The sequence below is a fragment of the Pokkaliibacter plantistimulans genome, assembly GCF_003194385.1.
Lineage (GTDB): Bacteria > Pseudomonadota > Gammaproteobacteria > Pseudomonadales > Balneatricaceae > Pokkaliibacter > Pokkaliibacter plantistimulans.
In genome coordinates this window covers 16,710-40,102 of record NZ_LAPT01000086.1, presented here as the reverse complement: position 1 = coordinate 40,102, position 23,393 = coordinate 16,710, and the positions used below count along the sequence as shown (strand labels likewise).

Sequence of the window (23,393 nt, the reverse complement as noted above, 5' to 3'; positions counted from 1 at the left end):
CTCAGCGGGCCCAGTAATCAACTAAAGATCAACACGTGAAAATTCCGGAAACTCCACGCGAAATGCAGCCCGAAACTGACGAAGTCAAAGTTACCGTTGGGTTCGAATGGGCTGGCAAGCATGTCGGTAAGCGCCATCGTATCGGTTTGATTCAGGGAGGTGGCGAGAAAATGACCTTATACGGTCAGCTGGACTCTGTAGGCGACAAAATCTGTATGCAGACTGCGGACTGGTCTATGCCTTCCTGTGCTTTGATTGTTTAGCAGGTTGTAGAAAATCGATCTGCGTTACCGAATACCGCGTCAACGCAACGTCCCCCATAACCCGTACAGTAACGCGGTCAGCACGCCGGTCAGGCTCATGCCCAGCGCGGCAAAGGCGCCTGTTTCTGCATCTTCCTTCAGTGCCTGTAACGTCCCGACTGCATGGGCGCTCATGCCCAGCATCAGCCCTCGTGCGGCTGGCAGAGTGACGCCACAGTAGGTCAGCAGGCCGGGGCCCGTCATGGCGCCCAGTACGCCGGTGATCATGACGAAGGTGGCGGTCAGGGAGGCGATACCGCCTGTCTGTGCCGAGAGCAGTATGGCCACCGGGGAGGTGACGGATTTGGGCGCCAGTGACATGGTCAGGGCGGTGTCTGCACCTAACAGCCGTGCCAGCGCAATGGTCAGGCCCAGCATCATCACGGTGCCGACGCTCAGGGTCAGCATGGTGGGCAGCAGCAGGCTGCGAATACGGGGCAAGCCATGATAAAGCGGTACTGCCAGCGCCACGGTGGCGGGGCCGAGTAGTAACCAGAGTAGGGCTGACTGCTGGTGATAGGTCGCATAGTCCACTTTGCACAGCCTGAGCAGAACGATGGTCAGCAAGGTGCCGACCAGTACCGGTTGCAGCATGATCCACTGGCTGCGACGGTACAGCCACATCGCCAGCAGGAACGCTGAAACGGTGACGGTCACCGAAAACAGCGGATGCTGGCTGAGTGATGTCAGGGCGTCGGTCATGGCTGCTTGCCCGCCCTGATCAGCCGCTGCATCAGCCAGCCGCAGACCGGTACGGTGATCAGTAGTGAACCGAGCAGGGCGGCGCTGATCGGCAGTAGGTTGTCTTGCAGGGTGTCAACGTTATCCATCAGGCCGACAGCAGGCGGGATCATCAGTAGCGGCAGATAGCTGAGCAGGGTTTTGGCAGCGGCTTCCAGCGGGCGAGTAAGCGACTCACCAGCCAGACAGAGAAAGCCCAGACAAAAAGCCAGCCCGAATATCGGGCCGGGGAGGGAAGGAAGCAGCAGGTTGCTGATCACCGTGCCGAGCAGCTGAAAGCCCAGCAGCCCCAGTAATCCGCTAACAACCGGCATGAGGGGCATCCTGCTCTGCATCGTTGTCGGCGTTATTCCGCCGCCTGAACAGGGGCACCGGCTGGCTGACCGAACGGCCATACAGCACGCTGATACCGTTCAGACCCGGCAGCGCCTCCGCCGCAGACTTGTCTTCACGTATGGCAAAGGCATCCATGCCGCAGTGGCGCATATGGCTGAGCTGATCGCGCAGCACATCACCCACGGCGCGCAGCTCGCCCTGCCAGCCAAGGCGGGTGCGCAGCATGTAGGCGTGGCTGTAAGCCCTGCCATCGCGAAAGGAAGGGAAGTCGAGTGCAATCAGCGGCAGTACGGCGAGCCAGGGTTGCAGCTGCTCCGGCTCGTCATCGGCTGCCAGCCAGAGGCCGTAGTCACTAATGGCCTTACCCTGCAGCACGCTGTCAGGCTGCAGCTCAAGCCAGTCACCCCGTGGCAGCAGCAGGTGCCGTTCACCCGCCCCGATGGCGCTTTCTGCCTCACTACGGTTGCGGATCAGCAGCCACGGATCGTCAGCCACCAACAGCGCCTTGCCCTGATGCAGGCGGATCAGATTCTTCATGGCGTGACCTCGCGTGCAGTTGCAGTGTCACCGGCCGGATGGCCGCTGGCATGGCCATAGACGCGCTCCTTGAATGGCGCCAGACCGAGGCGACGTACGGTATCCACGAACAGCTCGTCGCCCTCGCGATAGTCCACATAGGTGCTGACCAGCCTGTCGATAACATCGGGCACATCATCCGCACTGACTGCCGGGCCGATGATCTTACCGATGGCAGCGTCATTGCCCTGAGCACCGCCAATGGTGATTTGGTACCACTCGCCGCCATTCTTCTCCAGCCCGAGAATGCCGATGTTGCCAATGTGGTGATGGCCACAGGCGTTCATGCAGCCCGAGATATTGAGATTGATGTCGCCCAGATCATGCAGGTAATCGAGGTTGTCGAAACGCTGCTGAATGGCCTGTGCCACCGGAATGGAGCGGGTGAGAGCAAGCGCGCAATAGTCGCCGCCGGGGCAGGAGATAATGTCGGTCAGCAGCCCGGCATTGGGGCTGTCGAGGCCGACCTTGCCCAGCTCCAGCCAGAGTGCATAGAGGTCACTTTTGCGAATGTCCGGCAGGACCAGATTCTGTTCATGGGCGATACGGATCTCGCCAAAGCCGTACTGGTCGGCAAGGTCGGCCACCGCTTCCATCTGCCCGTCGGTGACATCACCCGGTGGTGAGGCAATACCGGGTTTGGTGGAAAGAATAACCGAGGCATAGCCCGCGCGCTGATGGGCTTTGACGTTACGGCTGACCCACAGCGAGAAATCACGGTCGCGGCTCAGCGCTGTGCCGTAGTGGATATCGGTTGCGGGCAGCTGCTGGTACGCCGGTGGCCGGAAGGTGGCAGCCACGCGCTGATATTCCGCGTCGGTCAGTTCAGCTGGGCCATCCTTGATATGTTGCCATTCGGCTTCCACCTCACGGGCAAAAGCCTCCATCCCCAGTGCCTTGACCAGAATCTTGATGCGCGCCTTGTACTTGTTGTCACGACGGCCATGGCGGTTATACACCCGCAGGATCGCCTCAACATAAGACAGCAGATGCTGCCAGGGCAGATCGTCACGAATCTGCTGGCTGAGCATCGGGGTACGGCCAAGACCACCGCCGACCATGATGCGCAGCTTCATGGCCTCGTGCTGATCGCGATACAGGTAGATACCGACATCATGCATCTGGATGGCGGCACGATCCTGCTCGGCGGCGTTGATGGCAATCTTGAATTTGCGCGGCAGGTAGAGGAATTCCGGGTTGACCGTCGACCACTGGCGCAGAATTTCTGCCAGCGGACGCGGGTCGAGATACTCATCAGCGGCGACCCCGGCAAAGGCCTCGGTGGTGATATTGCGTACGCAGTTGCCAGACGTCTGGATGGCATGCATATCGACTTCGGCCAGCCGCGCCAGAATATCGGCAACCTGATCCAGCTCGATCCAGTTGAACTGGATGTTCTGCCGGGTGGTGAAATGGCCATAGCCGCGGTCGTAATGACGGGCGATGGTAGCGAGGGCGCGCAGCTGCCGGGACGACAGGGTGCCATAGGGAATAGCCACGCGCAGCATATAGGCATGGCGCTGCAGATAGAGGCCGTTCTGCAGGCGCAGCGGCAAAAACTCTTCTTCGCTCAGCGCGCCGCTGCGAAAGCGGTCAATCTGGTCGCGAAACTGTTCGACCCGTTCGCTTACCAGCGCGCGGTCGTATTTATCGTATTGGTACATGGCTGCTCCCCTGTCCGCGGTAAGAACGTGTCTCCACTGTAGCGGTCAGAAAAAATGGGAGCAGTTACAGTTTTCCGAAAAATAATGAGATCAGTTGTGTTGGCCAGCGACCAGTCTGGCCACCGTCTGCAGCGCCTGACGGCGGTGCTGATTCCACGGATGGGCAAAGCTCAGGCGCAGATAGTGACGGTAAAGATCAGGCTGGGTGGTAAACATGGCACCCGGTGTGATGACCACGCCCTGTTGTCGCGCCGTGGCGTAGATCGCCATGGTGTCGGTGTGTTCCGGCAGGGCCAGCCACAGGCACAACCCGCCCTCGGGCAGGGTAAAACTGCAGCCGGGGAAGACGCTGCCAAGCAGTTCCGCCAGACCGTTGCGCTGATGACGGAGGCGCTGCAGATAGCGCCGCAGATGGCGGTCGTAATCACCGTTCTGGATGAAGTCCACCAGCCCCTGCTGAATAAACCGGCTGTTGGCCAGCGTGGTGATGCGCTTCAGGCGGCTAAATTCACCGTGGCGTTTGCGGTTGACGACCCAGCCCACCCGCAGGTCACGGGACAGGCTTTTGGAAAAGGAGCTGCAAAGAATGACGTTGTCCGGATCACGGGCAAACAGGGGAGCGGGAGGGCTGGCATTGAGGCCCATCTCGCCATAGATGTGGTCTTCGATCAGCACCATGCTGTGCTGGCGAGCCATGCGGATCAGCCGCAAGCGCTGATCGGCAGGCATGCAGCTGCCGGTGGGCGTGGCATAGGTGGGGGTAACGACCATGGCCTTTATCGGCCATTGCCTGAGCGCCTGCTCCAGACTGTCGAGATCAAGCCCGCTCAGCGGATCGCAGGGCAGTTCCAGCACCTGCAGGCCCAGCTGCTGCAGCACCTGCAGGCTGCCGAAAAAGCCGGGGCTTTCGACGGCCACCACATCTCCGGGCCGGGTACAGCTCATCAGTGCCAGTAGCAGGGCATGCTGGCAGCCGCTGGTGATCGTTACATCATCCTGATTCACATGGCAGCCCTGCTTGCGCAGGCGCTGCGCCAGAATATCGCGCAGGGCAGGCAGGCCGTCGGGCTCATCGTAATACTGGTGTTGCAGCCCTTTTTGCTGACGCAGTGCCCGGCCCACACAGCGATGCAGCGCTTCCAGCTCCAGCGGTGCTTCATCGACCTGGCCTTGTTCCGGCAGCAGATCGAACGCCGCACCCTGCATCATCACATCATTGATAACTTCCTCCAGGCTTAGCAGCCGTGGCTGGCTGACGGGCGTCCTGTGCAGCGGGGCGTCGGGCATGGCGGTCGGGCCGCTGACAAAGTAGCCGCGCTGCGGGCGCGCGGTAATCAGGCCTTCGGCTTCCAGCAGGGTATAGGCGTGTAGCACGGTGGAGCGTGACAGGTTGTGCTCACTCATGACCTCCCGCACTGAAGGCAGCCGGTCACCGGCCAGCCAGATGCCCCGTTGAATACTGTCTCTGAAGGTGTTGGCGAGATGCCGATAGCGGAAACTGTTACTGGCCATAAACGCTGCCCGGGCTGTACGTCGAAGGAATGCGGCTACTAAACCATAAACTGTTCCTATTAAAAATAGAAAATCAGTACCTGTTCTGATTTTTGCCAATTTCTTACCCTGATGACGTTTTCTGGTTTGCCATTGCGCAGCATGACAGCGTGGGCTGCTCAGCGCGTGCGGATGGCGTGACGTCAATCGGGCAGGAATATCATGACAACCTATCGCTTTACTCAGGCGGGTGGGGTACCTCCGGTGCAGGGGTTTATCGTTGTCCCCTGTGGGAGGCTGATCCCATGAGCAGCATCAGCGCGCTGGATCTGGCGCGGATTCAATTCGGTTTTACCGTCTCGTTCCATATCATTTTCCCCGCCATCACCATCGGGCTGGCGTCATTTCTGGCGATGCTGGAAGGGATGTGGCTTTGGAAGAAAGACAGCGTTTATCGCGATCTCTACCATTTCTGGTCGAAAATTTTTGCCGTCAACTTCGCCATGGGGGTGGTGTCCGGTCTGGTGATGGCCTATGAGTTCGGCACCAACTGGAGCTTTTTCTCCTCCTACGCAGGCAGTATCACCGGCCCGCTGCTGACCTATGAAGTGCTGACTGCCTTCTTCCTCGAAGCGGGATTCCTCGGGGTGATGCTGTTTGGCTGGCACAAGGTCAGCCCGCGCATGCACTTTTTCGCCACCCTGATGGTGGCCATCGGCACGCTGATCTCGGCGACCTGGATCCTGGCCTCCAACAGCTGGATGCAGACGCCGCAGGGCTATGCCGTGCTTGACGGGCGAGTAGTGCCGACCGACTGGCTGAAGGTGATCTTCAATCCGTCCTTTCCCTACCGTCTGGCGCACATGACGGCGGCCGCCTTTCTGTCGACGGCGCTGTTTGTTGGTGCTTCGGCGGCCTGGCATCTGCTGCGTGGCAATCGCAGTGAACCGGTCAGGACCATGCTCAGCATGGCCATGTGGATGCTGCTGTTTACCGCGCCGCTGCAGATACTGATTGGCGATGCCCATGGTCTCAATACGCTGGAGCATCAGCCCGCCAAACTGGCCGCCATCGAAGCCCACTGGGAAAATAAGCCCGGTGAAGACGTGCCCCTGATCCTGTTCGCCTGGCCGGATATGCAGCAGGAGAAAAATCATTTCGCCATCGAGGTACCCCATCTGGGCAGCCTGATCCTCACCCACAGCTGGAATGGTCAGATCCCGGCGCTGAAGGAGTTCCCCAAAGAGGATCGCCCCAATGCCACGGTGATTTTCTGGAGTTTCCGCATCATGGTTGTCCTCGGCATGCTGATGCTTGCGCTGGGGCTGTGGGCGCTGTGGCTGCGCCGGAAAGAGCGGCTGTACAGCAACCGGCTGTTTCTGCGCTTTGCCGTGCTGATGGGGCCAAGCGGCCTGATTGCTGTGCTGGCCGGGTGGTTTACCACTGAAATTGGCCGTCAGCCCTGGGTGGTCTATGGCCTGATGCGCACCGCGGATGCAGTCTCCAATCATTCCGCCATGGCGCTGACCACCACGCTGGTGCTGTTCGTCGTGATGTATCTGGCGGTCTTCGGCACCGGCATCGGTTATTTGCTCAAGCTGACCGCTCAGGGGCCCCACGAGCACGAGGGCGATACCCTTGATGAAGACCATGATCTGCTGCCTAACCAGCGCCCGGCGCGGCCGTTGTCGGCGGTGGATGAAGGGCTGAACGCACCCCATACCCCAACCAGCCAGCACGGAGGTCAACACTGATGGGCATTAATCTCCCGGTCATCTGGACCATCATCATTGCTGTTGGCGTGATGATCTATGTTGTGATGGATGGTTTCGATCTGGGCATCGGCATCCTCTTTCCCTTTGTCAGGCAGCGTGATGAACGTGATGTGATGGTCAACACCGTTGCGCCGGTGTGGGACGGTAACGAAACCTGGCTGATTCTCGGTGGTGCCGCGTTGATGGCGGCGTTTCCGCTGGCGTATGCGGTGATCCTGAGTGCGCTCTATTTACCGCTGATATTTATGCTGGCCGGGCTGATCTGGCGTGGCGTGGCCTTCGAGTTCCGCTTCAAGGCGGATGAGGCGCATCGCCCGTTCTGGGACAAAGCATTTACCTGGGGCTCCTACATTGCCACCTTCTTTCAGGGGGTGGCGCTGGGCAGCTATCTGCAGGGCATCCAGGTGGAGAACGGCGCCTACGCCGGTGGCGCACTGGACTGGCTGACGCCCTTCAGTGTGTTTACCGGGCTGGGGTTGCTGGTGACCTACGCCTTGCTGGGCGCCACCTGGCTGATTGTCAAAACCGAGCAGCGATTGCAGCAGCGTATGGTGCAGCTGGCACGCCCGCTGACGCTGGGGTTGCTGGGCTGTATCGCCATAGTAAGCGTGTGGACGCCGCTGATGTCGGAGCAGATTGCAGAGCGCTGGTTTTCCATGCCCAACCTCTGCTTCTTTGTCCCCGTGCCGTTGCTGACATTGCTCTGTGCCTGGGGGCTGTTGCGGGTGCTGCGCTGTCAGCCTGAAGTGGGGCCATTTGTGCTGGCACTGTGTCTGGTGTTCCTCGGCTACACCGGCTTTATCATCAGCATCTGGCCGAATGTGATTCCCCCCGGCATTACCATTCAGCAGGCGGCGGCGCCGGAGCAGAGCATGGGCTTTGCGTTAGTCGGAGCGCTGGTGATCCTGCCGGTGATCATGGCCTACAGCGCGTGGTCGTACTACGTGTTCCGCGGCAAGGTGAAGATCGGCGACGGCTATCACTGAGCCAGTCATCAGGCGAGAAATAGGCCATAAAACAGCAAGCCGGGTACGAAGGTGAATGCCTTCCTACCCGGCTTGTTGGTCTCTGGCCGATCAGTATTCAGTGAGGCAACAGCTGCCGCTTCCACCAGTGTTGACAAGACCGGCCAGGGTATCGGCAATAGTCATGTTTTGCAGTGAACGTCTTTGCTGATAACGCCAGCCTATGATCCGCTGTGAATTGTATACGAGATAAAAAAGAATCAAAACTGATCCTATATGATGTATTTTAGATTTAATATATCAAATATGATTCTTTATATAAAAAATATAAGACATCACTATTGATATTTAATGTGCCGATAAGCAGGATTATGCATCAGATTGGATACGTTAAAGGTATCGCCATGAACTTCGACGTGATAAGTGATCAGGACATTCTGACCACTCTGGGCAGCCGCCTTAAAGATACCCGCTTGCAGCAACGCCTGTCGCAGGATGAACTGGCCACCTTATCTGGGGTAGGGATTGCGACGGTGAAGCGGGTGGAAAGTGGCGATGGCATGAGCCTGACGACACTGATCGCACTGCTGCGCGCGCTGGGCAAGCTCCATCAGCTGGAGTCATTGCTGGCCGACGCCGGTATCAGCCCGCTGCAGGCGGCCACGGCAGGTAAACGCAGCAAGCCTGTTCAGCGTATCCGCCGTAAATCACCGCCCAGCCCGCCTGTCGCGGATAACACATCAACGCAGGTACAGGAACCCGCAGCAGGATGGGTATGGGGGGATGAAGATGCATAACAACACAGGGAAGGAGAACAACCATGACTGACGCAACAGCCGCCAGGGTCATGCTCTGGGGGACGCAGGTTGGTGCTGTGCTGTGGGACCCGCAGCGTGAAAGCGCCCTGTTTGAATACGATGACCGGTTTCTGGCTGCGCCGGTTGAGCTGGCGCCGCTGATGATGCCCAAACGCAAGGGCGTGTATTCCTTTAGCGGGCTACCGAAGGAAACCTTCAAAGGGTTGCCGGGCATGCTGGCTGATGCCTTGCCCGATAAGTTTGGTAACCTGCTGATTGATCAATGGCTGACGGCGACCGGCCGTGATCGGGCCAGTTTCGATCCGGTGCAGCGGCTGTGCTACATCGGTTCCCGCGGAATGGGCGCACTGGAATTCGAGCCGGTGTTGAGTAACCCGCAGGTGGCATCGGAAAAGCTGCTGTTTGATGAGCTGGTCAGTCTGGCTGAGCAGGCGCTGCATTCCAAAGGGGCGCTGGCAACCCGGCTGGAAGCAGGGCAGGAAGACAAGGCCGTGCAGCAGATCATTTCCGTCGGCACCTCAGCAGGTGGGGCGCGGGCCAAGGCCGTCATTGCCTACAACGCCGCGACGCAGGAGATTCGCTCCGGCCAGCTGCAGGCGCCAGCGGGGTTCAGCCATTACCTGCTCAAGCTGGATGTCTCCGGTAACAGCGATAAGGAAGGAGAAGACCCGCCTGCCTATGGCCGTATCGAGTATGCCTATTACCTGATGGCCCGCGCCGCCGGTATCGATATGAGCGAATGTCGGCTGCTGGAACATAACGGCCGCGCGCACTTTATGACCCAGCGTTTCGACCGTCTAGAGAACGGCAGCAAACTGCACATGCAAAGCCTCTGTGCCATCGGCCACTATGACTTCAACGCCGCCGGGGGCTATGCCTACGAACAGGCCATGGATGTCATACGCCGGGTAATCACCGACCCCGGTTTACAGCGTACGGCGCTGGTGCAGCAGTTCCGCCGGGCGGTGTTCAATGTGGTGGCCCGCAATCAGGATGATCACACCAAGAACATTGCTTTCCTGATGGATCGTCGTGGTGTCTGGCGCTTATCACCGGCTTTTGATGTGACCTATTCCTATAACCCCGAAGGTGCCTGGACGTCCCGCCATCAGATGACCATCAACCAGCAGCGCGACGGCTTCACGCTGGATGATCTGCTGGCACTGGGCGCCAAAGCCAATCTGAAAAAAGCCACAGCCAGGGCGGAAATCGACCAGATCGTGACCGTGGTCAGGCAACAGTGGCCATCATGTGCGGCGGCGGCTGGCGTCAGGGAGCAGGCTGCCCGTGCTATCGCGGCGCAGCATCGGCTGCATTTTGACTGACAACGTTGTAGGGGATCACAAAAGACCTCTCACAGGAGAACAGAAGATGGAGAGTAACTACCGGGCCGGGAACCTGTTCGCCGATGTCCCCACCGACCTCAGCAACGAAACCTTTGAGGATATCGTGCGTTATCAGGGGGTGGTGATCGAGCGCATTACCTCCCTCGGCCATCGCACATCAGAGGACAGCTGGTACGACCAGCCCCAGCACGAATGGGTGATGGTGGTGCAGGGCAGTGCCCGCCTGCTGTTTGCAGACGGAGTGGAGCTGGCTTTGCAGCCGGGGGACTACGTCAACATCCCCGCGCACTGCAAACATCGGGTCAGCTGGACCGACCCGGATCAGCCCACCCTGTGGCTGGCCGTTCACTATCCACGGTAGATCACGCCCCGTGTAAGCACCGTGAACGTTTGGCGCAGGCGAGGGTATTCATCCGTTGGAGTCCGCTGAATCACCCGCAGAGGGCGGGCCAGTAGCGAGGAAAACACCGAGCGCCATGAGCCAGACTCAGCGCTGATCAGCGTGCAGATGGGTGGCAGGCAATGTGTAGCATCGTGCAAGACGGAACGAGGGAAGGCGCTAAAGTGCTCTCTCTAAGAACGTGTTCCACCATCTAAGTACGTGTTCACGTTCCACCACCATGTTCATGGTCTGAAGAATAGAAATGACGGCCCGGCCACCGATGCCAGCCACCTTGCAGGGACTCTAATGTATGAGCAATAAAGTGCTGTTGTTGTTCGCTCACCCGTCGCAGCGACGGTCAGAGGTGAATTTGCCGATGTTCCGGGCGGCGCAGCAGGTTGAGGGGGTGAGCTGTGTGGATCTGTATGGCGAATACCCTACCTTCAGAATTGACGTCAAAAAGGAGCAGCAGCGGCTGCTTGATCATGACGTGCTGATCTTTCAGTTTCCCCTTTACTGGTACTCGACGCCCTCCATTCTCAAGGAATGGCAGGATCTGGTGCTGGAGCACGGCTTTGCTTATGGCGGCAAGGGCACGGCATTGCGCGGTAAAACCTTTCTCTGCGCGGTATCCGCGGGAGCGGCGCAAACGGCCTACCAGCAGGATGGCTACAACCACTTCACCCTGCGTGAACTGCTGCGCCCGCTGGAGCAGACCGCCCGCCTGACTGGTATGCACTATCTGGCCCCCTTTGCCCTGTTTGGCAGCCGTACTGCCGTCGAAGATCAGTGCCTGCCCGTGCATATCCAGCACTGGACCGGCTTCCTCAGGGCGCTGGTGAATAATCAGATCGACATTGCCCGTGCCGCGCAGCAGGAACATATCGGTGACGACTGGCCAGCGCTGTTGCTCAGCGCACCCGCACATCAGGTGGGATGATCATGACGGAATACTTCATACAGGCGTTTATCTATCTGCTGGCTGCGGTGATCGCCGTACCGCTGGCCAAGCGTTTCGGGCTGGGCTCGGTGCTGGGTTACCTGATTGCCGGAGTGGTGATTGGCCCGGTGACCGGGCTGGTGGGGGACGAAACCGCCACCATTCAGCACTTCGCCGAGTTTGGCGTGGTGATGATGTTGTTTCTGGTCGGCCTGGAGCTAGAGCCGCAGGTGTTGTGGCAGATGCGCAGCCGCTTACTGGGGCTGGGCGGCTTGCAGGTCGTGCTGACGGCTTTACTGATCATGGCGATACCGCTGGCGTTCGGGCTGTCGTGGAAAATGACCCTGACGGTCGGCCTGATTTTCTCTTTGTCCTCGACGGCCATCGTGCTGCAGACCTTCAGCGAGAAGGGGTTGTCGAAAACGGACGGGGCCAAGAGCGCGTTCTCCATCCTGCTGTTTCAGGACATCGCCGTTATTCCCATGCTGGCCTTTATCCCGATGCTGGCGATCACCGAGCTCGGCAGCGCCCACGATACCTTCACGCTGGTCGGCCATCTGCCTGGCTGGTTGTATGCAGTGGTGGTGATCGCCAGCATCGCCGGGCTGATTCTGGCCGGGCATTTTCTCAGCCGTCCGCTGTTTCGCTATATCGCTGAAACCGGCGTGCGTGAAATCTTTGTCGCCTGTGCCTTGCTGCTGGTGGTGGGCATCGCCACGCTGATGAGCCTGATTGGTCTGTCACCGGCACTGGGCACCTTCCTTGCCGGCGTTGTGCTGGCCAACAGCGAATTCCGCCACGAGCTGGAAACCAACATCGAGCCGTTCAAAGGGCTGCTGCTGGGGCTGTTCTTTATCACCGTCGGTGCCGGGGTCAATTTCTCAGTGCTGATTGATCACCTCGGCCTGATTGTCGGCATCACTCTGGGCGTGATCGCCGTCAAGGTGCTGGTGTTGTACGGGCTGGCCACGCTGTTCCGTGCCAAAGGCAGCGACCGCTGGCTGGTTGCGCTGAGTCTGGCACAGGCAGGGGAGTTCGGCTTCGTGCTGCTGAGTTTTACGGTGCAGCAGAACGTGCTGGAGGCATCACTGGCGCAGATGCTGCAAATGGTGGTGGCACTGTCGATGTTCCTCACGCCGGTGCTGTTCATCATCTTCGAGAAGGTGATCCTGCCGCGCTATGAGGTGAAGTCCAACAGCCGTGAAGCTGATCATATCGATGAACAGGGGCAGGTGATTATTGCCGGTATTGGCCGCTTCGGTCAGATCGTCAACCGCCTGCTGACGGCCAACGGCGTGAGTACGGTGGTGCTCGACCATGAGGCCAGCCAGGTCGACAACATGCGGGCACTGGGCATTAAGTCCTACTTCGGTGACGCCACCCGTTCTGATCTGCTGCATACCGCTGGTATCGACAGCGCGGCGCTGTTTGTGGTGGCCATCGACAACAGGGAAGAGGCGGTCAGTCTGGTGCGCTCCGTCAAGGCCAACTACCCGCAGGTCAAAGTGCTGGCACGTGCCTTCGACCGTGTGCACATGTACCAGCTGCGGCTGGCCGGTGCCGACTTTATCCGCGTGGAAACCTATCTGTCAGCACTGGAGCTGGGTGGTCAGGCTTTGATTGATCTGGGCTTCCATCCCTTTGAAGTGGAGAGCAAGAAGGGCAGCTTCCGCAAGATCGATGCTGCCGCCTCCGATGTGCTCTATGAGGAGTGGCGCTCAGTCAGCGAGGGCGAGCGCTTCGGCACCAACGCCTATCAGCTGTTCAAGGAGTTTGAAGAGAAGATCGCCACCGAAATGCGCGGTGATCGTGCAGATCGCCATGCTGACAGCGAGCGCTCATGGATGCCTCCGCCCAAGGGGTGCTACACCACTGAGCTGGATAAGACGCAGAGCTGACAGGCCGTTAACCGCTGGTTGCTTCTTTGCCAAAGCCCCTGATAGGGCTAATACCGATCAGTTAAGCGTTTTAACTTGCTGATCTGAAGGTAAGAGAATCTGGAATCCACCCACATGGGTTCCGGATTTATATGCACTTCAGTCAGGCAACGGCTTTTGTCGTCGACTGGCAAGTCTATGGTCATTCAGATTGTTGGCCTTGCGCTGATGGCAGTTGCTGGTTAGGGAGAAGAGCAGGGCGATCCATTGGCCCATCACGCATACCCTGTGCCCTGCTAACCTCTTTTCAACACCAGCCAGCAACCCTCTGACTAGGGCCTGTTGCTTTTTAATCTAACTAATTGATCTGTAAGAGTAAGCTCGTATTGTTACAGCTCTGATCCAACACCGATACGAGCTTGCAATGCCCTGATTACTGCTCAGTGATGAGCACTGGTCGAAGCAGCGGGAAATTCTGCTGCACAAGACCGTTTACAACAAGCGTGAGCTACGAATAACCATGGAGGGTTGCGGTACCGCATACGCACGGAATACCCTTGGAGAGACTTGCCCAAGGCGTTCGGGAATTGGCATAAGGTCTATAAACGCTTAATGCATGGTCCGCTGCAGGCAAATGGCTCATAGCCTTCAAGATGCTTGTGGCGGAGACTGACATTCATCGACGGCAGATATGCATATAGTCCGGATAAGTAATATTAGTCCTGCGTATTCAGCCAGCTTTGGCAGTTCCAGCCAGTCATCTCCTCAAGCCGTTTCACCTCTGGTCGGTATATTTCGATTAAGTATTCCCTGGCTTCCTGAGACATTGGAGACGTGTAAGGGATGTTATGCTTACGTTCAAAGTGTGGGGCTGGGACTTGCCGTATACCCAAAAAGTCGTAAAGCGAAGAAAGAACATCTGAATGGTTGTCTTTTAAGTCTTCATAGCGAATTAGGTGGATTTGTGCTTTGGAGAATAATTCGTAATACCTTGCAATCTGCTCTGAGTAAAAACCTCGGTCAGTATATGAGTAGTTACGGTGTTGTAATGGTAAAAACTCTGCGCAGCGATCCTTCTCTCTTGTAATTGCAGCATAGAAGTCAATGTTATCCTTGCCTCTGTGACACTCCATATTCCAATGAGAATAGGCCCTCTCTATAGGATTGCGTAATACAAAGGCGATTTTAATGTTGGGGTTGTGTTGAAATATTCTTGCGGGAGCAAGTTTCCAGTATAAATACACGGGGGTCGATTCAAAAAATATTCCTGCCCGGTCTTTAGGGAAAAATGACTGGAGATATGAGCTCGATCCCCACGCTTCTTCTTTATCAAAGTAGTGGAGTTCTTTTGCTCGAGGACATACAAGATCGGGGTGGCTTTTCAGATAATTGAATAAGGCAGTCGTCCCTGCTTTTTGGGCCCCACCTACAAGAAAATCTAGCTGAATCATTTAACTAGTCCTTAGTTAAATACTGCCTGATATACAATTCCAGTTTGTTCTTCTTTGATAGGAACAATAAATATGGATAGATCAGGCAGGTCTGGGTTGATCAGATGATAGGTACCTTGGGGTAGTATAGCTTTGCTGTTACTGGTAAACGTCAGTGAAAACGGTGTTCTTGGAAGGTCAGGGTGTGGTTTTCGTGCTGATACAGATGTAAGAGTACATTCGATGCCAGTGTTCTCAACCACGAAGGTGTTTCCAAGTACTTTATGGAAGTCTTCATGGCTCACGATGCTCAGATCAACAGGGATAGTCATACAGATTATTCCAACTAAGAAGGGTTAATGGTAATGGTTAGCAAAGTAAACGTCCGCATGCCACAACGCAACATGTTTTGTGCTGGATATGAGAGGTTATCTGATGAATGACAAGTTAATGTCGTGCGGTGATGGGTACTATCTGTAGTATGGTGCAAACTCTAATGCTGAAGTGCTATACGTGCTTGCCTTTGTTGATTGAATACTGTAAATGCAGAGAGTGGTTATGAATTATCTAGACGTCTTCGTAAATCAGAACATTAATTTTCGTCCGCGAACTGATAAAGATGCATCTTTCCTTGAAACGTTGTATCTCTCTGTTCGGTGGGAGGAAATGAAAGGTACGGGGTGGTCTGAGGATCAAATAATTATCTTCCTTACAGATCAGTTCAGGTTACAAACTATGCACTATGATAAATATTATTCAGATGCGGAGTTTTTGATTATTCAGTCTGGTGAGGAAAATGTTGGCAGGTTGTATCTCTATCGGTCTGATGATGAAATCAGAATTGTCGATGTCTCATTAATACCAGGTATACGTAATAAAGGTCTTGGTAGTGCATTACTGGATAAAGTATTTGCAGAAGGAATTGAAACACAAAAGAAAGTGTCTATCCATGTTGAAGTGTTTAATCCTGCTCAGAGGCTGTATTTGAGGAAAGGATTCAGACCGGTTGGTGAGCCGAAAGGCCCTTATCAGTTAATGGAGTGGTCTGCTAATTGAGGGGCAGTACTTGGCTTGATAAAACCATTGGCAACCCCAGTACAACTTGATTTTCGTTTGACATGGTTGATCTGCCGGAGCATGGGGTGCCCTTATAGAGTGAACTTCCTAAGTTCCCTGAGCTTAACTGGGCAAACGAAAGCAATAACCAATACCCTCATGGTCAGCAGGGCACTGGTTATTGATCCGGTAAGAGATACTAAGGCCTGGAAGGCCAGGCACCGTTGAAACAAATACACATGTTCAAAGGCAAATAGGGCTGGCGGTTCTCATGTGCTTGAGTTCCGCCAGTATTACCGATGGTTGCAGGGTTAATTACAGTATTAGGGAGGCCGTCCTTTTCGAGTGCAGTAAGCTGAGTGTATGTATAGGGGCCTGATCCTGACCTATAAGTGTAGGACGACAGATAACTGGAGGTACTCGGAGCGGATGATTTGTTAGTAAAGTCTCCCGGAACATTTTGACGGTGCAGTGTATGAGTGTGTGCAGGTAACTCATTTACGTTGACAGTGACCGAGTTGGACCCACCGTACTGCCCTAGTGTTATGTCTACAACGGCACCATTAGCAGTCATGTTAGGGTGTGCAATGGCTCTCTGGGTGAGGTTTGGTATTGCAAAGGTATTTCTACCATCCCCGCCAAAAACGGTATTGATAATCGCATAGAGCATTTGGTACTGACTGATATTAAGTAATGCACCGTCACAAAATGCCCAGTCTTGTGGTGCAAATTTAAAAGCAAAAGACCTGATCTCTCCTGTAAAACTGTCACTCATTTCGTCTCTCCTATAACGTTTGATATGAATTAGTTACTGATTATGGACGAGTTGGGTATATGCCTTGTAAAGAAATAATATAGTTAAGGCCGATATACGGCATCATATTGTTGTGTGCTGTACTTCCACCTGTTGTACCAATCGCTTGGGCATTGAATTCAACATCTTGCGTAGTTTGCCCCTGCTGTGGATTGGTATAGGCCAGATAATTGCTGCTTCCTGTATCCGCAAAGAAAAGGCTTGTGCCAGGAGTTTGGTTCGTTGCCGGTAATGAAGAGCAATACAGGTCATGAGTATGAGCCGGCATTTGCTCATCAGTCAGGCTTACACTTTGGCTACCACCCTTCTGCCCCATGAGTCTGTTAGTTAGGCCATTACCTTGGCCCTGTCCAATAGGAATGCTTCCATTCATGTCGGGCAAATTGAATGTGGTCACACCATTACCGCCATAGGTAGTAGAAATTAAGGAAAAAAGTACCTGATAGTTTGCAATAGCAAGTGACTGCCCATTACAGAATGCCCAGTTTAATGGTGCATAGTTACCTGCGAAGATACGAATCTCACCAACATATGGTTCCATGTTGTCATCCCTCTTTATGAAAAAGTAATCGCTTTTAGCTAAGGTCTGGGTGGGTAATAGCCGGATATACAGATACAAAAGTTAGTAACCACAAAGGGTTGCATATTGTTGTGCTCTTGACTGCCGCCGTAGGAGTTCAGAGAGGGCTGAATTTTGATCAGGGGCGTGCTGGCGACCCCATACAATTTGGCAGCGGGGCGACTACTGTCTTGAGGGACACCAGCATAGAAGGTATCTTTCGCTGCTGCATCGGTGCCTGTTTGATTGGTTACTTGAAAATAATGTGTGTGCTGTGGGATCTGATTTACTGTAAGTGTTACTGTCTCAACGCCACCTGGAGTGTTAGTAGCATTTGGCGCTGTATTACCTATCGGCGTCCTGCCTCGTAGATCAGGCAGCCCATAGGTTGAAACGCCGTCTCCGCCGTAACTGGTTCCCAACAAAGAGTACAGTGCGGCGTTTTGGGAGATCTGCATTATTGAGCCATCACACTTCGCCCAACTTGTCGGCGCGAAAGCGAACGAGAACATCCTGATTTCACCTAGATACGCTTCACTCATTGGAGTATCTCCTTGATAGCTTTAGAGGGGCGTTAACTGCGTATCAAGGTGTAGTAGAAAGAGTGCTTATATGTCCAGCTGTCATCAAATATTTTTTAGTAGTGTGAGATTAAATAGTAGAGTTGTTATTCTTTAGGAGGATAAGTCATTAAAGTTCTGTCGTTTGTGAAAGAAGGTAATGTATCAATTAAGTATTAATGGCTTTTTTGTTTTTGGGATGAATACATGGCTTTTTCAATATGACTGGGTGGTGAGTAAAATGCTATTTAATAGTAAATAACTTGATAGTGCCCAAGTCAGAATAATTGTGATTACGGGCTCTATACGTTCAAGTCACCGTTCTGGGCGCTGCCTACGTTGTTTCTGTCCCGCTCAACAACGGCTGCCGTTTCCATTGCGGTGATCAACTCCGTCGGTAATCTGGGAGGGTTCGTGGGCCCGAGTCTGATCGGCTATGTCAAAGGGCAGACCTCCAATACCACCATTGCTCTGATGTTTCTCAGTGCGCTGCTGGTAATCTCCTTCGTGATGACGCTGCTGATCAGGCTGCAAAATCGCGGTGAAGTTGCCGGGCTGACGGAAAAGCAGGCATAAAACGTGGTACGAGCCTGTGCATGTTCTCGCGAGTGCATGTACAGGCATTAGGGGCAGGGAATACCTGCTTTTTTCTCATCCGTATGAGTGCTCAGGCTGTGACTATACCGACAACAGTTTTGGACGAAATGGCCCCTACCGGCCGGCTGCGCGCAGCCATCAACTTCGGTAACCCAGTGCTGGCCAGACGGGATCACAACGGCAACCCCATCGGCATTTCTGTTGAGCTGGCCCGTATTCTGGCGGAAGAGCTCAGGGTGGATCTGGAGATGGTGTTTTATGATGCGGCGGGAAAGGTATTTGCCTCCCTGCATGACAATCAGTGGGATGTGGCCTTCATGGCGATTGAGCCGGTGCGGGAGAAGGAAATTGCCTTCACTAACCCGTACGTGGTGATCGAAGGTACCTATCTGGTCAGGCGGGAGTCTCCCTATACCGCGGTAGCGGAGCTGGACGCGCCTGATGTGAGCATCGCGGTGGGCAAGGGCGCTGCCTACGATCTGTTTCTGACGCGTTCGCTGACCGCAGCAACGCTTGTGCGGGCGGATACCTCAGCCGGGGCCGTAGATGCCTTTATCGGGCAGAAGCTGGATGCGGCTGCAGGTGTGCGCCAGCCCTTGCAGGAAGTCGCTGCCAGTGATGAGCAGTACCGTGTGCTGGAGGATTCATTCACATCGATCAGACAAGCCATGGCAGTATGCCGGGAACGTGCTGCCGCCGCCCGCTACCTGCACGATTTTATCGAGCGTCAGATCGCCTCCGGGTTTGTCCGCAGTGTGCTGGAAGAGCTGGGGCAAAGTGATGTAACTGTGCCCGGTAGCCACGCCTGACGGGACGTTCCAACAGGTTCAGTAACGCCGGACAGTCGCACGCTCTGCATTAAGACCGTGCGACTGTCCGGCAGAGCCTTACTCAGCTTTATTCAGCTTTTCCCCAGCGCCACCAGCACCTGTCGTTTGGTATCTCCGCTGTACGGACGGCGACCGTGCATGGCCATGTGATTATCAACCAGTGCCACATCGCCATTTTGCCAGGGCACATCGAAGGTGAAGTCAGCAGACAGATTGTTGATCAGCTCAAGATCCGCTGGTGACAGATGTGAGCCGTCACCGTAAGTAATGGCGCTGGCCGGATTCTCCCGCACGCCTTTCCAGCCCATATAGGCGGCAATCAGCTGGTTGTAAAACACCTGTTTGCCATTACTCAGGGTCAGCACGGCGGGTAAAACCGGCGTGGTCGCTCTGAGGCTGCCATCGTCCTGCCATTGCCAGCTGTAACCCAGCTCGGCCAGCTTGCGCTCTGCTTCGTCCTTGTTCTGACAGTTGAGGGTGCTTTTCCAGCTGCGCCCTTGCCCTGACTTTTCATCATTCTCGCCGGGCATCCGGGTGGTGTACTTCAGCCCTTTGCTTTCACAGGCGGCGGCCAGTTCAGGCGCGATAATCTTCAAGCGGCGGTACAGCATATCGGAGCGGCATACGGGCGTGGCGCCACCGGCATCGGCTGCCTGCAGACAGAAGAAAAACAGCTTGTCCGGGGAGATGGGCGTTTGTGCCATCTCGTGATGGAGAAAAATCTCCACGTCTTTGGGTGCCTCATTGGCGGTAAATACCCGCTCGGTGAAGTTGATGCGCACGGCGTTGGAGAGCGACTCCTTGTAGGTAAAGGTGCGGTAGCCAAACGCTGCCGAGAAGGCATCGAAGTCTTCTGCTGAGGTCAGGGGAAACCCTCTGAACAGCAGCACACCGCTTTCTGTCAGATGAGCCTGCAAGGCGGGCAGGTGCTGTGTGATCCAGTCAAGGCTGGCAGTCAGGCTGGTGATCCCGGCGGGGCAGGGAATCACCAGCGGAAAGGTCGAACCGCCGCAGTTGATCTGCCCGGCAAGTGCCTGCGTGGGCACGGAAACAGTGGACATGGTGCGCTCCTTATCCCATCAGATCAGTCGTAGATGGGATAGAAGGTGTTGAAGGCCGCCTCACAGAACTGCGCCGGGTCGTTAAAGCGACGGTGACAGTTGAGGGCTGAAATGGCCTGCATTTCCGCATCATCCAGAGCGAAGTCAAATAGCGCGAGGTTTTCCTTCAGGCGTTCGGGCTTGCTGGTTTTGGGAATGATAGAAGTGCCCCGCTGGATGCCCCAGCGCAGCACGACCTGTGCCGGGGTTTTGCCCAGCCGTACTGCCGCCTGTTTGACCGCGGGCTGCTCCAGCACGGAATCCTGCGCACCGGCCATATTCAGCTCCAGATAAGACAGTGCGCCCAGCGGTGAAAATGCGGTGACTTCCATCCCGTACAGCTTGGCCATACGGATGAGGTTTTCCTGAGTCAGGTAAGGGTGTGATTCGATCTGCAGCACGCTGGGCTTGATGCTGGAATAGGCCATCAGGTCATGCAGCAGGCCTGTGGTGTAGTTACAGATACCGATTTTTTTCACCAGCCCCTCGACCACCAGCTCTTCCATGGCCTTCCAGGTTTCGTGCAGGGGCACGGGGGCAAACTCAATACGTGGCTCGGCCGCTTCCGGCTCGAAGAACCAGGCCGGAGGATAGCGCTTTTCAAAAGGCACATAGGCCTGTGCGATGGGAAAGTGGATCAGGTAGAGGTCAAGGTAGTCCAGCTGCAGGTCTTGCAGGGTACGCATCAGCGCCGGGCGGACATGCTCTTTGGCATGGTAGGTGTTCCACAGTTTGGAGGTCACCCACAGGTCTTCGCGCTGACACAGGCCATCGGCCAGCGCACGGGCAATCCCTTCGCCAGTCTGCTGTTCGTTGCCATAGTCACAGGCGCTGTCGAGGTGGCGATAGCCAGCCTTGATGGCCTCATAAACGGTATCTGCACAGAGTTCGTTGGGGACTTTCCAGAGACCAAAGCCGACGGGAGGGATGGAGCGTTGGGCGTTTGACATAGTTATTGTCCTTATCGTCGGCAGGCAGAGGCCGGAGACGATGGATGAAAGATACGCTGCTTGTCTTATATAAGACAAAAGATGATGCAGGCAGGAGGAGAAACTGTCAACGTCCATCGTGTGCCGGGCAGAAGGATATGCTGCTGCGCATCGGCATGAGCCAGCAGCAATACCAGCGTATTGAGAGCGGTCAGGATGTCCGCTTGAGTACCTTGCTGTGCGTGCTGGCAGGGATGGTTCTTGAGCTACGTATCCCGTCGTGAACCGGCTGACCTTCACGTCATGAGGTCAGCTCCCCCAGTTGCTCCAGTGAATTGATATTGTCCAGACGGCTGTCGTCTTCCGGGATATCCAGCGGTTGCACGTCCAGCGTCAGCAGCACGCGCATCAAACTGCGCTGGCCTTCATTCCAGGCGGTTTGCAGTGCCGGGAAATAGCCTTTGGGAATGACAGAAAACATCGGTTGCCACTGGTTGCCCTGACGTAGCATGACGGCGGCAGAGGTGCGTCTGCCTGTCAGCATCAGTTCATTGATCAGGGTAGAGTCGACTCCCGGTGCATCACAGGGCAACAGTACGCAGCGGTCGTGGCGGGCGATGGCCATGCCCGCGATGACGCCCGCCAGCGGGCCGGGAAAGCCAGACTCGGCATCGCCGATAATCTGGTCGGAATAGCGCAGATATTCACGTCGGTTGCGGTTGCAGGAGATGATCAGATCATCGGTAAAGGGGCGAATCGTATCGTGGATGTGTCGAATCAGCGGTTTGCCCTGCCAGACCACCAGGCCTTTGTCGGCTCCTCCCATTCGGCTGCCTTGTCCACCGGCCAGCACAAGAAAAGAAAATGCATGCTTCATAGAGTGTCTGCCGCTAGTCAGTTGAGGAACGAGGCGAGAGAGTAGCAGCTTATAGTGGGCTCGCCTCAGCATGGAAAAGGAATCTCGTCTAGACTCCGTACATCATGGGTAATGAGGGTGAAACCATGGAAAATCCATCCCCCGAGCCGATTCCGCATGAGCATGTCATTAAATTGGTGAAAAACGGCTCCCGTCAGTCACTTATATTGCCAGAGAGCTTCAACTTCGACAGCGACGAAATCTTCGTCAGCCGTAATGAACAGACCGGCGATGTGATTCTCTCCAGCCATTCCGGTGATCGCACCATCGAGGCGCTGCTGCAACTGGTACGCAAGCTCGAACACGAGTCAGACAGTCAGCGCCGCAAGGGCAAAAATACCCCCACTATTAATACCAACACCGAGGAAAAGGACGCCTGAACCGCCGCGGCGGGTGGGTTGCTGGCGCTGTTGTACGTCCATTGGTCGGTAGCCACAGAGCAGGGGCTGGACGCCGTGAGCGTAGTGGGTCAGCATGGCGCTTTCCTGCCGCACCGGGATACGCTCCCGTTGCAGCAGACGCCATATTCCCTTGTCGATGCCCTTGCCGAAGGAGCCTGCATGACTGCTATCGTCCGCTCAGCGTTGTTTGTCCCCGGAAGCCGCCCCGAGCGCTTTGCCAAGGCACTGGCCACCGGTGCTGATGCCGTCATTGTTGATTTTGAAGACGCTGTTGAAGACCACCTGAAAGAGCAGGCCCGTCAGAATCTGTCTGACTTTCTTCAGCAGCAGCCGGATGCAAAAGTATGGGTGCGCATCAACGGCGCTGGTCACCCCGAACAGGCAGCCGATCTGGCATTCTGTGCCGCCCAGGCGGGGATTGCCGGGGTGCTGCTGCCCAAGGCTGAAACTGCAGAACAGGTTCAGACAGCGACGGCCATTGGCAAACCGGTGTGGGCGCTGATCGAAAATGCCAAAGGGTTGCTGGCGGTGCCAGCGATGGCTGCGTGCCCCGGCTTGCAGCGCCTGAGCTTTGGCGGGCTGGATCTCGGGCTGGACATTGGCATGGCCAACGGCACTCCGACTGCAGCCATGGTGTATGACCAGATTCGCCTGACGCTGCTGCTGCACTCCCGTGTCAATGGCTTACAGCCGCCTCTCGATACCGTCTATCCCGCTTTTGATGATGCCGAAGGGTTCACTGCCAACGTGCGCCATTGCCGGGATATGGGGCTGGTGGGTGGCCTGTGCATTCACCCTAAACAGGTCGCCGTAATGCATGAAGCCCTGAAACCTGCCGAAAGCGAGCTGGACTGGGCTCGCCGTGTGGTTGAAGCCTCAAAAAGCGGTGCCGCTGCCTATCAGGTCGATGGCCAGATGGTGGATGCGCCAGTACTTGGCCGGGCACGGCGGATACTGGCGATGGTGGGGGAATAACATCACTATTCTG

Annotated in this window: 27 protein-coding genes and 1 pseudogene; 15 read left to right on the top strand and 13 right to left on the bottom strand. The window is 55.9% G+C overall.

Annotated elements, in window-relative coordinates; genetic code table 11:
* Positions 1–35: 35 nt before the first annotated feature.
* A complete protein-coding gene (locus tag WH50_RS17355) occupies positions 36–263 on the top strand; it encodes a hypothetical protein (protein ID WP_133251359.1) in 228 nt (75 codons plus the stop codon).
* Between the two features lie 39 nt (positions 264–302).
* On the opposite strand, the gene WH50_RS17350 is transcribed toward WH50_RS17355, so the two are convergent.
* The 5 genes from WH50_RS17350 to WH50_RS17330 form a co-directional block, all read right to left on the bottom strand.
* Positions 303–1,004, bottom strand: coding sequence for an LrgB family protein (locus WH50_RS17350; RefSeq protein ID WP_110188516.1), 702 nt, complete (start codon positions 1,002–1,004; stop codon positions 303–305).
* Positions 1,001–1,357, bottom strand: a complete 357-nt coding sequence (locus tag WH50_RS17345) for a CidA/LrgA family protein (RefSeq protein WP_110188514.1) — start codon at positions 1,355–1,357, stop codon at positions 1,001–1,003. The genes WH50_RS17350 and WH50_RS17345 overlap by 4 nt, the downstream gene beginning before the upstream one ends.
* Positions 1,344–1,916, bottom strand: coding sequence for a DUF934 domain-containing protein (locus WH50_RS17340; protein ID WP_110188512.1), 573 nt, complete (start codon positions 1,914–1,916; stop codon positions 1,344–1,346). The genes WH50_RS17345 and WH50_RS17340 overlap by 14 nt, the downstream gene beginning before the upstream one ends.
* Positions 1,913–3,619 (bottom strand): nitrite/sulfite reductase, encoded by a 1,707-nt coding sequence (locus tag WH50_RS17335; protein WP_110188511.1) that lies wholly within the window; start codon positions 3,617–3,619, stop codon positions 1,913–1,915. Before WH50_RS17335 ends, WH50_RS17340 begins: the two co-directional genes overlap by 4 nt.
* A 90-nt stretch (positions 3,620–3,709) precedes the next feature.
* The gene (locus WH50_RS17330) at positions 3,710–5,131 is read right to left on the bottom strand and encodes an aminotransferase-like domain-containing protein (protein WP_110188510.1); all 1,422 of its coding nucleotides are present in this window, start codon (positions 5,129–5,131) and stop codon (positions 3,710–3,712) included.
* Positions 5,132–5,415: 284 nt separating this feature from the next.
* On the opposite strand from WH50_RS17330, the gene WH50_RS17325 reads away from it, so the two are divergent.
* The 8 genes and pseudogenes from WH50_RS17325 to WH50_RS17290 all read left to right on the top strand — a co-directional run.
* Entirely contained in the window at positions 5,416–6,864 is a 1,449-nt protein-coding gene (locus WH50_RS17325; RefSeq protein ID WP_104157188.1) for a cytochrome ubiquinol oxidase subunit I, read from the top strand.
* Complete coding sequence (gene cydB, locus WH50_RS17320) at positions 6,864–7,871, top strand: cytochrome d ubiquinol oxidase subunit II (RefSeq protein WP_110188508.1); 1,008 nt, start codon at positions 6,864–6,866, stop codon at positions 7,869–7,871. The genes WH50_RS17325 and cydB overlap by 1 nt, the downstream gene beginning before the upstream one ends.
* 350 nt (positions 7,872–8,221) lie before the next feature.
* Positions 8,222–8,647: a helix-turn-helix domain-containing protein gene (locus WH50_RS17315; RefSeq protein WP_110188506.1), complete on the top strand. Its 426-nt coding sequence runs from the start codon at positions 8,222–8,224 to the stop codon at positions 8,645–8,647.
* A 23-nt stretch (positions 8,648–8,670) separates the two neighbouring features.
* Positions 8,671–9,993: a type II toxin-antitoxin system HipA family toxin gene (locus tag WH50_RS17310; protein WP_110188504.1), complete on the top strand. Its 1,323-nt coding sequence runs from the start codon at positions 8,671–8,673 to the stop codon at positions 9,991–9,993.
* Positions 9,994–10,039: 46 nt separating this feature from the next.
* Positions 10,040–10,375, top strand: a complete 336-nt coding sequence (locus tag WH50_RS17305) for a cupin domain-containing protein (RefSeq protein ID WP_110188503.1) — start codon at positions 10,040–10,042, stop codon at positions 10,373–10,375.
* Between the two features lie 331 nt (positions 10,376–10,706).
* A complete protein-coding gene (locus WH50_RS17300) occupies positions 10,707–11,336 on the top strand; it encodes an NAD(P)H-dependent oxidoreductase (protein WP_110188501.1) in 630 nt (209 codons plus the stop codon).
* 2 nt (positions 11,337–11,338) lie between these two features.
* Positions 11,339–13,234, top strand: a complete 1,896-nt coding sequence (locus WH50_RS17295; protein ID WP_110188541.1) for a monovalent cation:proton antiporter-2 (CPA2) family protein — start codon at positions 11,339–11,341, stop codon at positions 13,232–13,234.
* A gap of 415 nt (positions 13,235–13,649) precedes the next feature.
* A pseudogene (locus WH50_RS17290) lies at positions 13,650–13,890 on the top strand (transposase); the annotation flags it as partial.
* Positions 13,891–13,929: 39 nt separating this feature from the next.
* On the opposite strand, the gene WH50_RS17285 reads toward WH50_RS17290, so the two are convergent.
* Both WH50_RS17285 and WH50_RS26130 read right to left on the bottom strand, forming a co-directional pair.
* Positions 13,930–14,664 (bottom strand): sulfotransferase family protein, encoded by a 735-nt coding sequence (locus tag WH50_RS17285; protein WP_110188499.1) that lies wholly within the window; start codon positions 14,662–14,664, stop codon positions 13,930–13,932.
* 11 nt (positions 14,665–14,675) lie between these two features.
* Entirely contained in the window at positions 14,676–14,975 is a 300-nt protein-coding gene (locus tag WH50_RS26130) for a DUF6916 family protein (RefSeq protein ID WP_133251358.1), read from the bottom strand.
* A 226-nt stretch (positions 14,976–15,201) separates the two neighbouring features.
* On the opposite strand from WH50_RS26130, the gene WH50_RS17280 reads away from it, so the two are divergent.
* A complete protein-coding gene (locus tag WH50_RS17280; RefSeq protein WP_165838460.1) occupies positions 15,202–15,699 on the top strand; it encodes a GNAT family N-acetyltransferase in 498 nt (165 codons plus the stop codon).
* 199 nt (positions 15,700–15,898) lie between these two features.
* Here WH50_RS17280 and WH50_RS17275 read toward each other — a convergent pair whose 3' ends face one another.
* From WH50_RS17275 to WH50_RS17265, 3 genes are read right to left on the bottom strand one after another with little or no spacing between them, the layout of a single operon-like run.
* Positions 15,899–16,474, bottom strand: a complete 576-nt coding sequence (locus tag WH50_RS17275; RefSeq protein ID WP_110188495.1) for a phage tail protein — start codon at positions 16,472–16,474, stop codon at positions 15,899–15,901.
* A gap of 40 nt (positions 16,475–16,514) precedes the next feature.
* The gene (locus WH50_RS17270) at positions 16,515–17,054 is read right to left on the bottom strand and encodes a phage tail protein (RefSeq protein WP_110188493.1); all 540 of its coding nucleotides are present in this window, start codon (positions 17,052–17,054) and stop codon (positions 16,515–16,517) included.
* Between the two features lie 38 nt (positions 17,055–17,092).
* Entirely contained in the window at positions 17,093–17,614 is a 522-nt protein-coding gene (locus tag WH50_RS17265) for a phage tail protein (protein WP_110188491.1), read from the bottom strand.
* 432 nt (positions 17,615–18,046) lie between these two features.
* On the opposite strand from WH50_RS17265, the gene WH50_RS26670 reads away from it, so the two are divergent.
* On the top strand, positions 18,047–18,208 hold the full coding sequence (locus tag WH50_RS26670; RefSeq protein ID WP_207780367.1) for a hypothetical protein: 162 nt from the start codon (positions 18,047–18,049) through the stop codon (positions 18,206–18,208).
* Positions 18,209–18,336: 128 nt separating this feature from the next.
* Positions 18,337–19,038: a transporter substrate-binding domain-containing protein gene (locus WH50_RS17255; RefSeq protein ID WP_207780366.1), complete on the top strand. Its 702-nt coding sequence runs from the start codon at positions 18,337–18,339 to the stop codon at positions 19,036–19,038.
* Between the two features lie 92 nt (positions 19,039–19,130).
* Here WH50_RS17255 and WH50_RS17250 read toward each other — a convergent pair whose 3' ends face one another.
* Complete coding sequence (locus WH50_RS17250; RefSeq protein ID WP_110188488.1) at positions 19,131–20,120, bottom strand: TauD/TfdA family dioxygenase; 990 nt, start codon at positions 20,118–20,120, stop codon at positions 19,131–19,133.
* Between the two features lie 23 nt (positions 20,121–20,143).
* Positions 20,144–21,109 (bottom strand): aldo/keto reductase, encoded by a 966-nt coding sequence (locus tag WH50_RS17245; protein WP_110188486.1) that lies wholly within the window; start codon positions 21,107–21,109, stop codon positions 20,144–20,146.
* A 44-nt stretch (positions 21,110–21,153) separates the two neighbouring features.
* On the opposite strand from WH50_RS17245, the gene WH50_RS26665 reads away from it, so the two are divergent.
* Positions 21,154–21,372: a hypothetical protein gene (locus tag WH50_RS26665; protein ID WP_207780365.1), complete on the top strand. Its 219-nt coding sequence runs from the start codon at positions 21,154–21,156 to the stop codon at positions 21,370–21,372.
* Positions 21,373–21,389: 17 nt separating this feature from the next.
* On the opposite strand, the gene mobA is transcribed toward WH50_RS26665, so the two are convergent.
* On the bottom strand, positions 21,390–21,965 hold the full coding sequence (gene mobA / locus WH50_RS17235; RefSeq protein ID WP_110188485.1) for a molybdenum cofactor guanylyltransferase MobA: 576 nt from the start codon (positions 21,963–21,965) through the stop codon (positions 21,390–21,392).
* Between the two features lie 125 nt (positions 21,966–22,090).
* Here mobA and WH50_RS17230 point away from each other — a divergent pair, with 125 nt between their 5' ends.
* Both WH50_RS17230 and WH50_RS17225 read left to right on the top strand, forming a co-directional pair.
* On the top strand, positions 22,091–22,384 hold the full coding sequence (locus tag WH50_RS17230) for an AbrB family transcriptional regulator (RefSeq protein ID WP_133251357.1): 294 nt from the start codon (positions 22,091–22,093) through the stop codon (positions 22,382–22,384).
* Positions 22,385–22,564: 180 nt separating this feature from the next.
* On the top strand, positions 22,565–23,380 hold the full coding sequence (locus WH50_RS17225; protein ID WP_110188481.1) for an HpcH/HpaI aldolase/citrate lyase family protein: 816 nt from the start codon (positions 22,565–22,567) through the stop codon (positions 23,378–23,380).
* Positions 23,381–23,393: the final 13 nt, after the last annotated feature.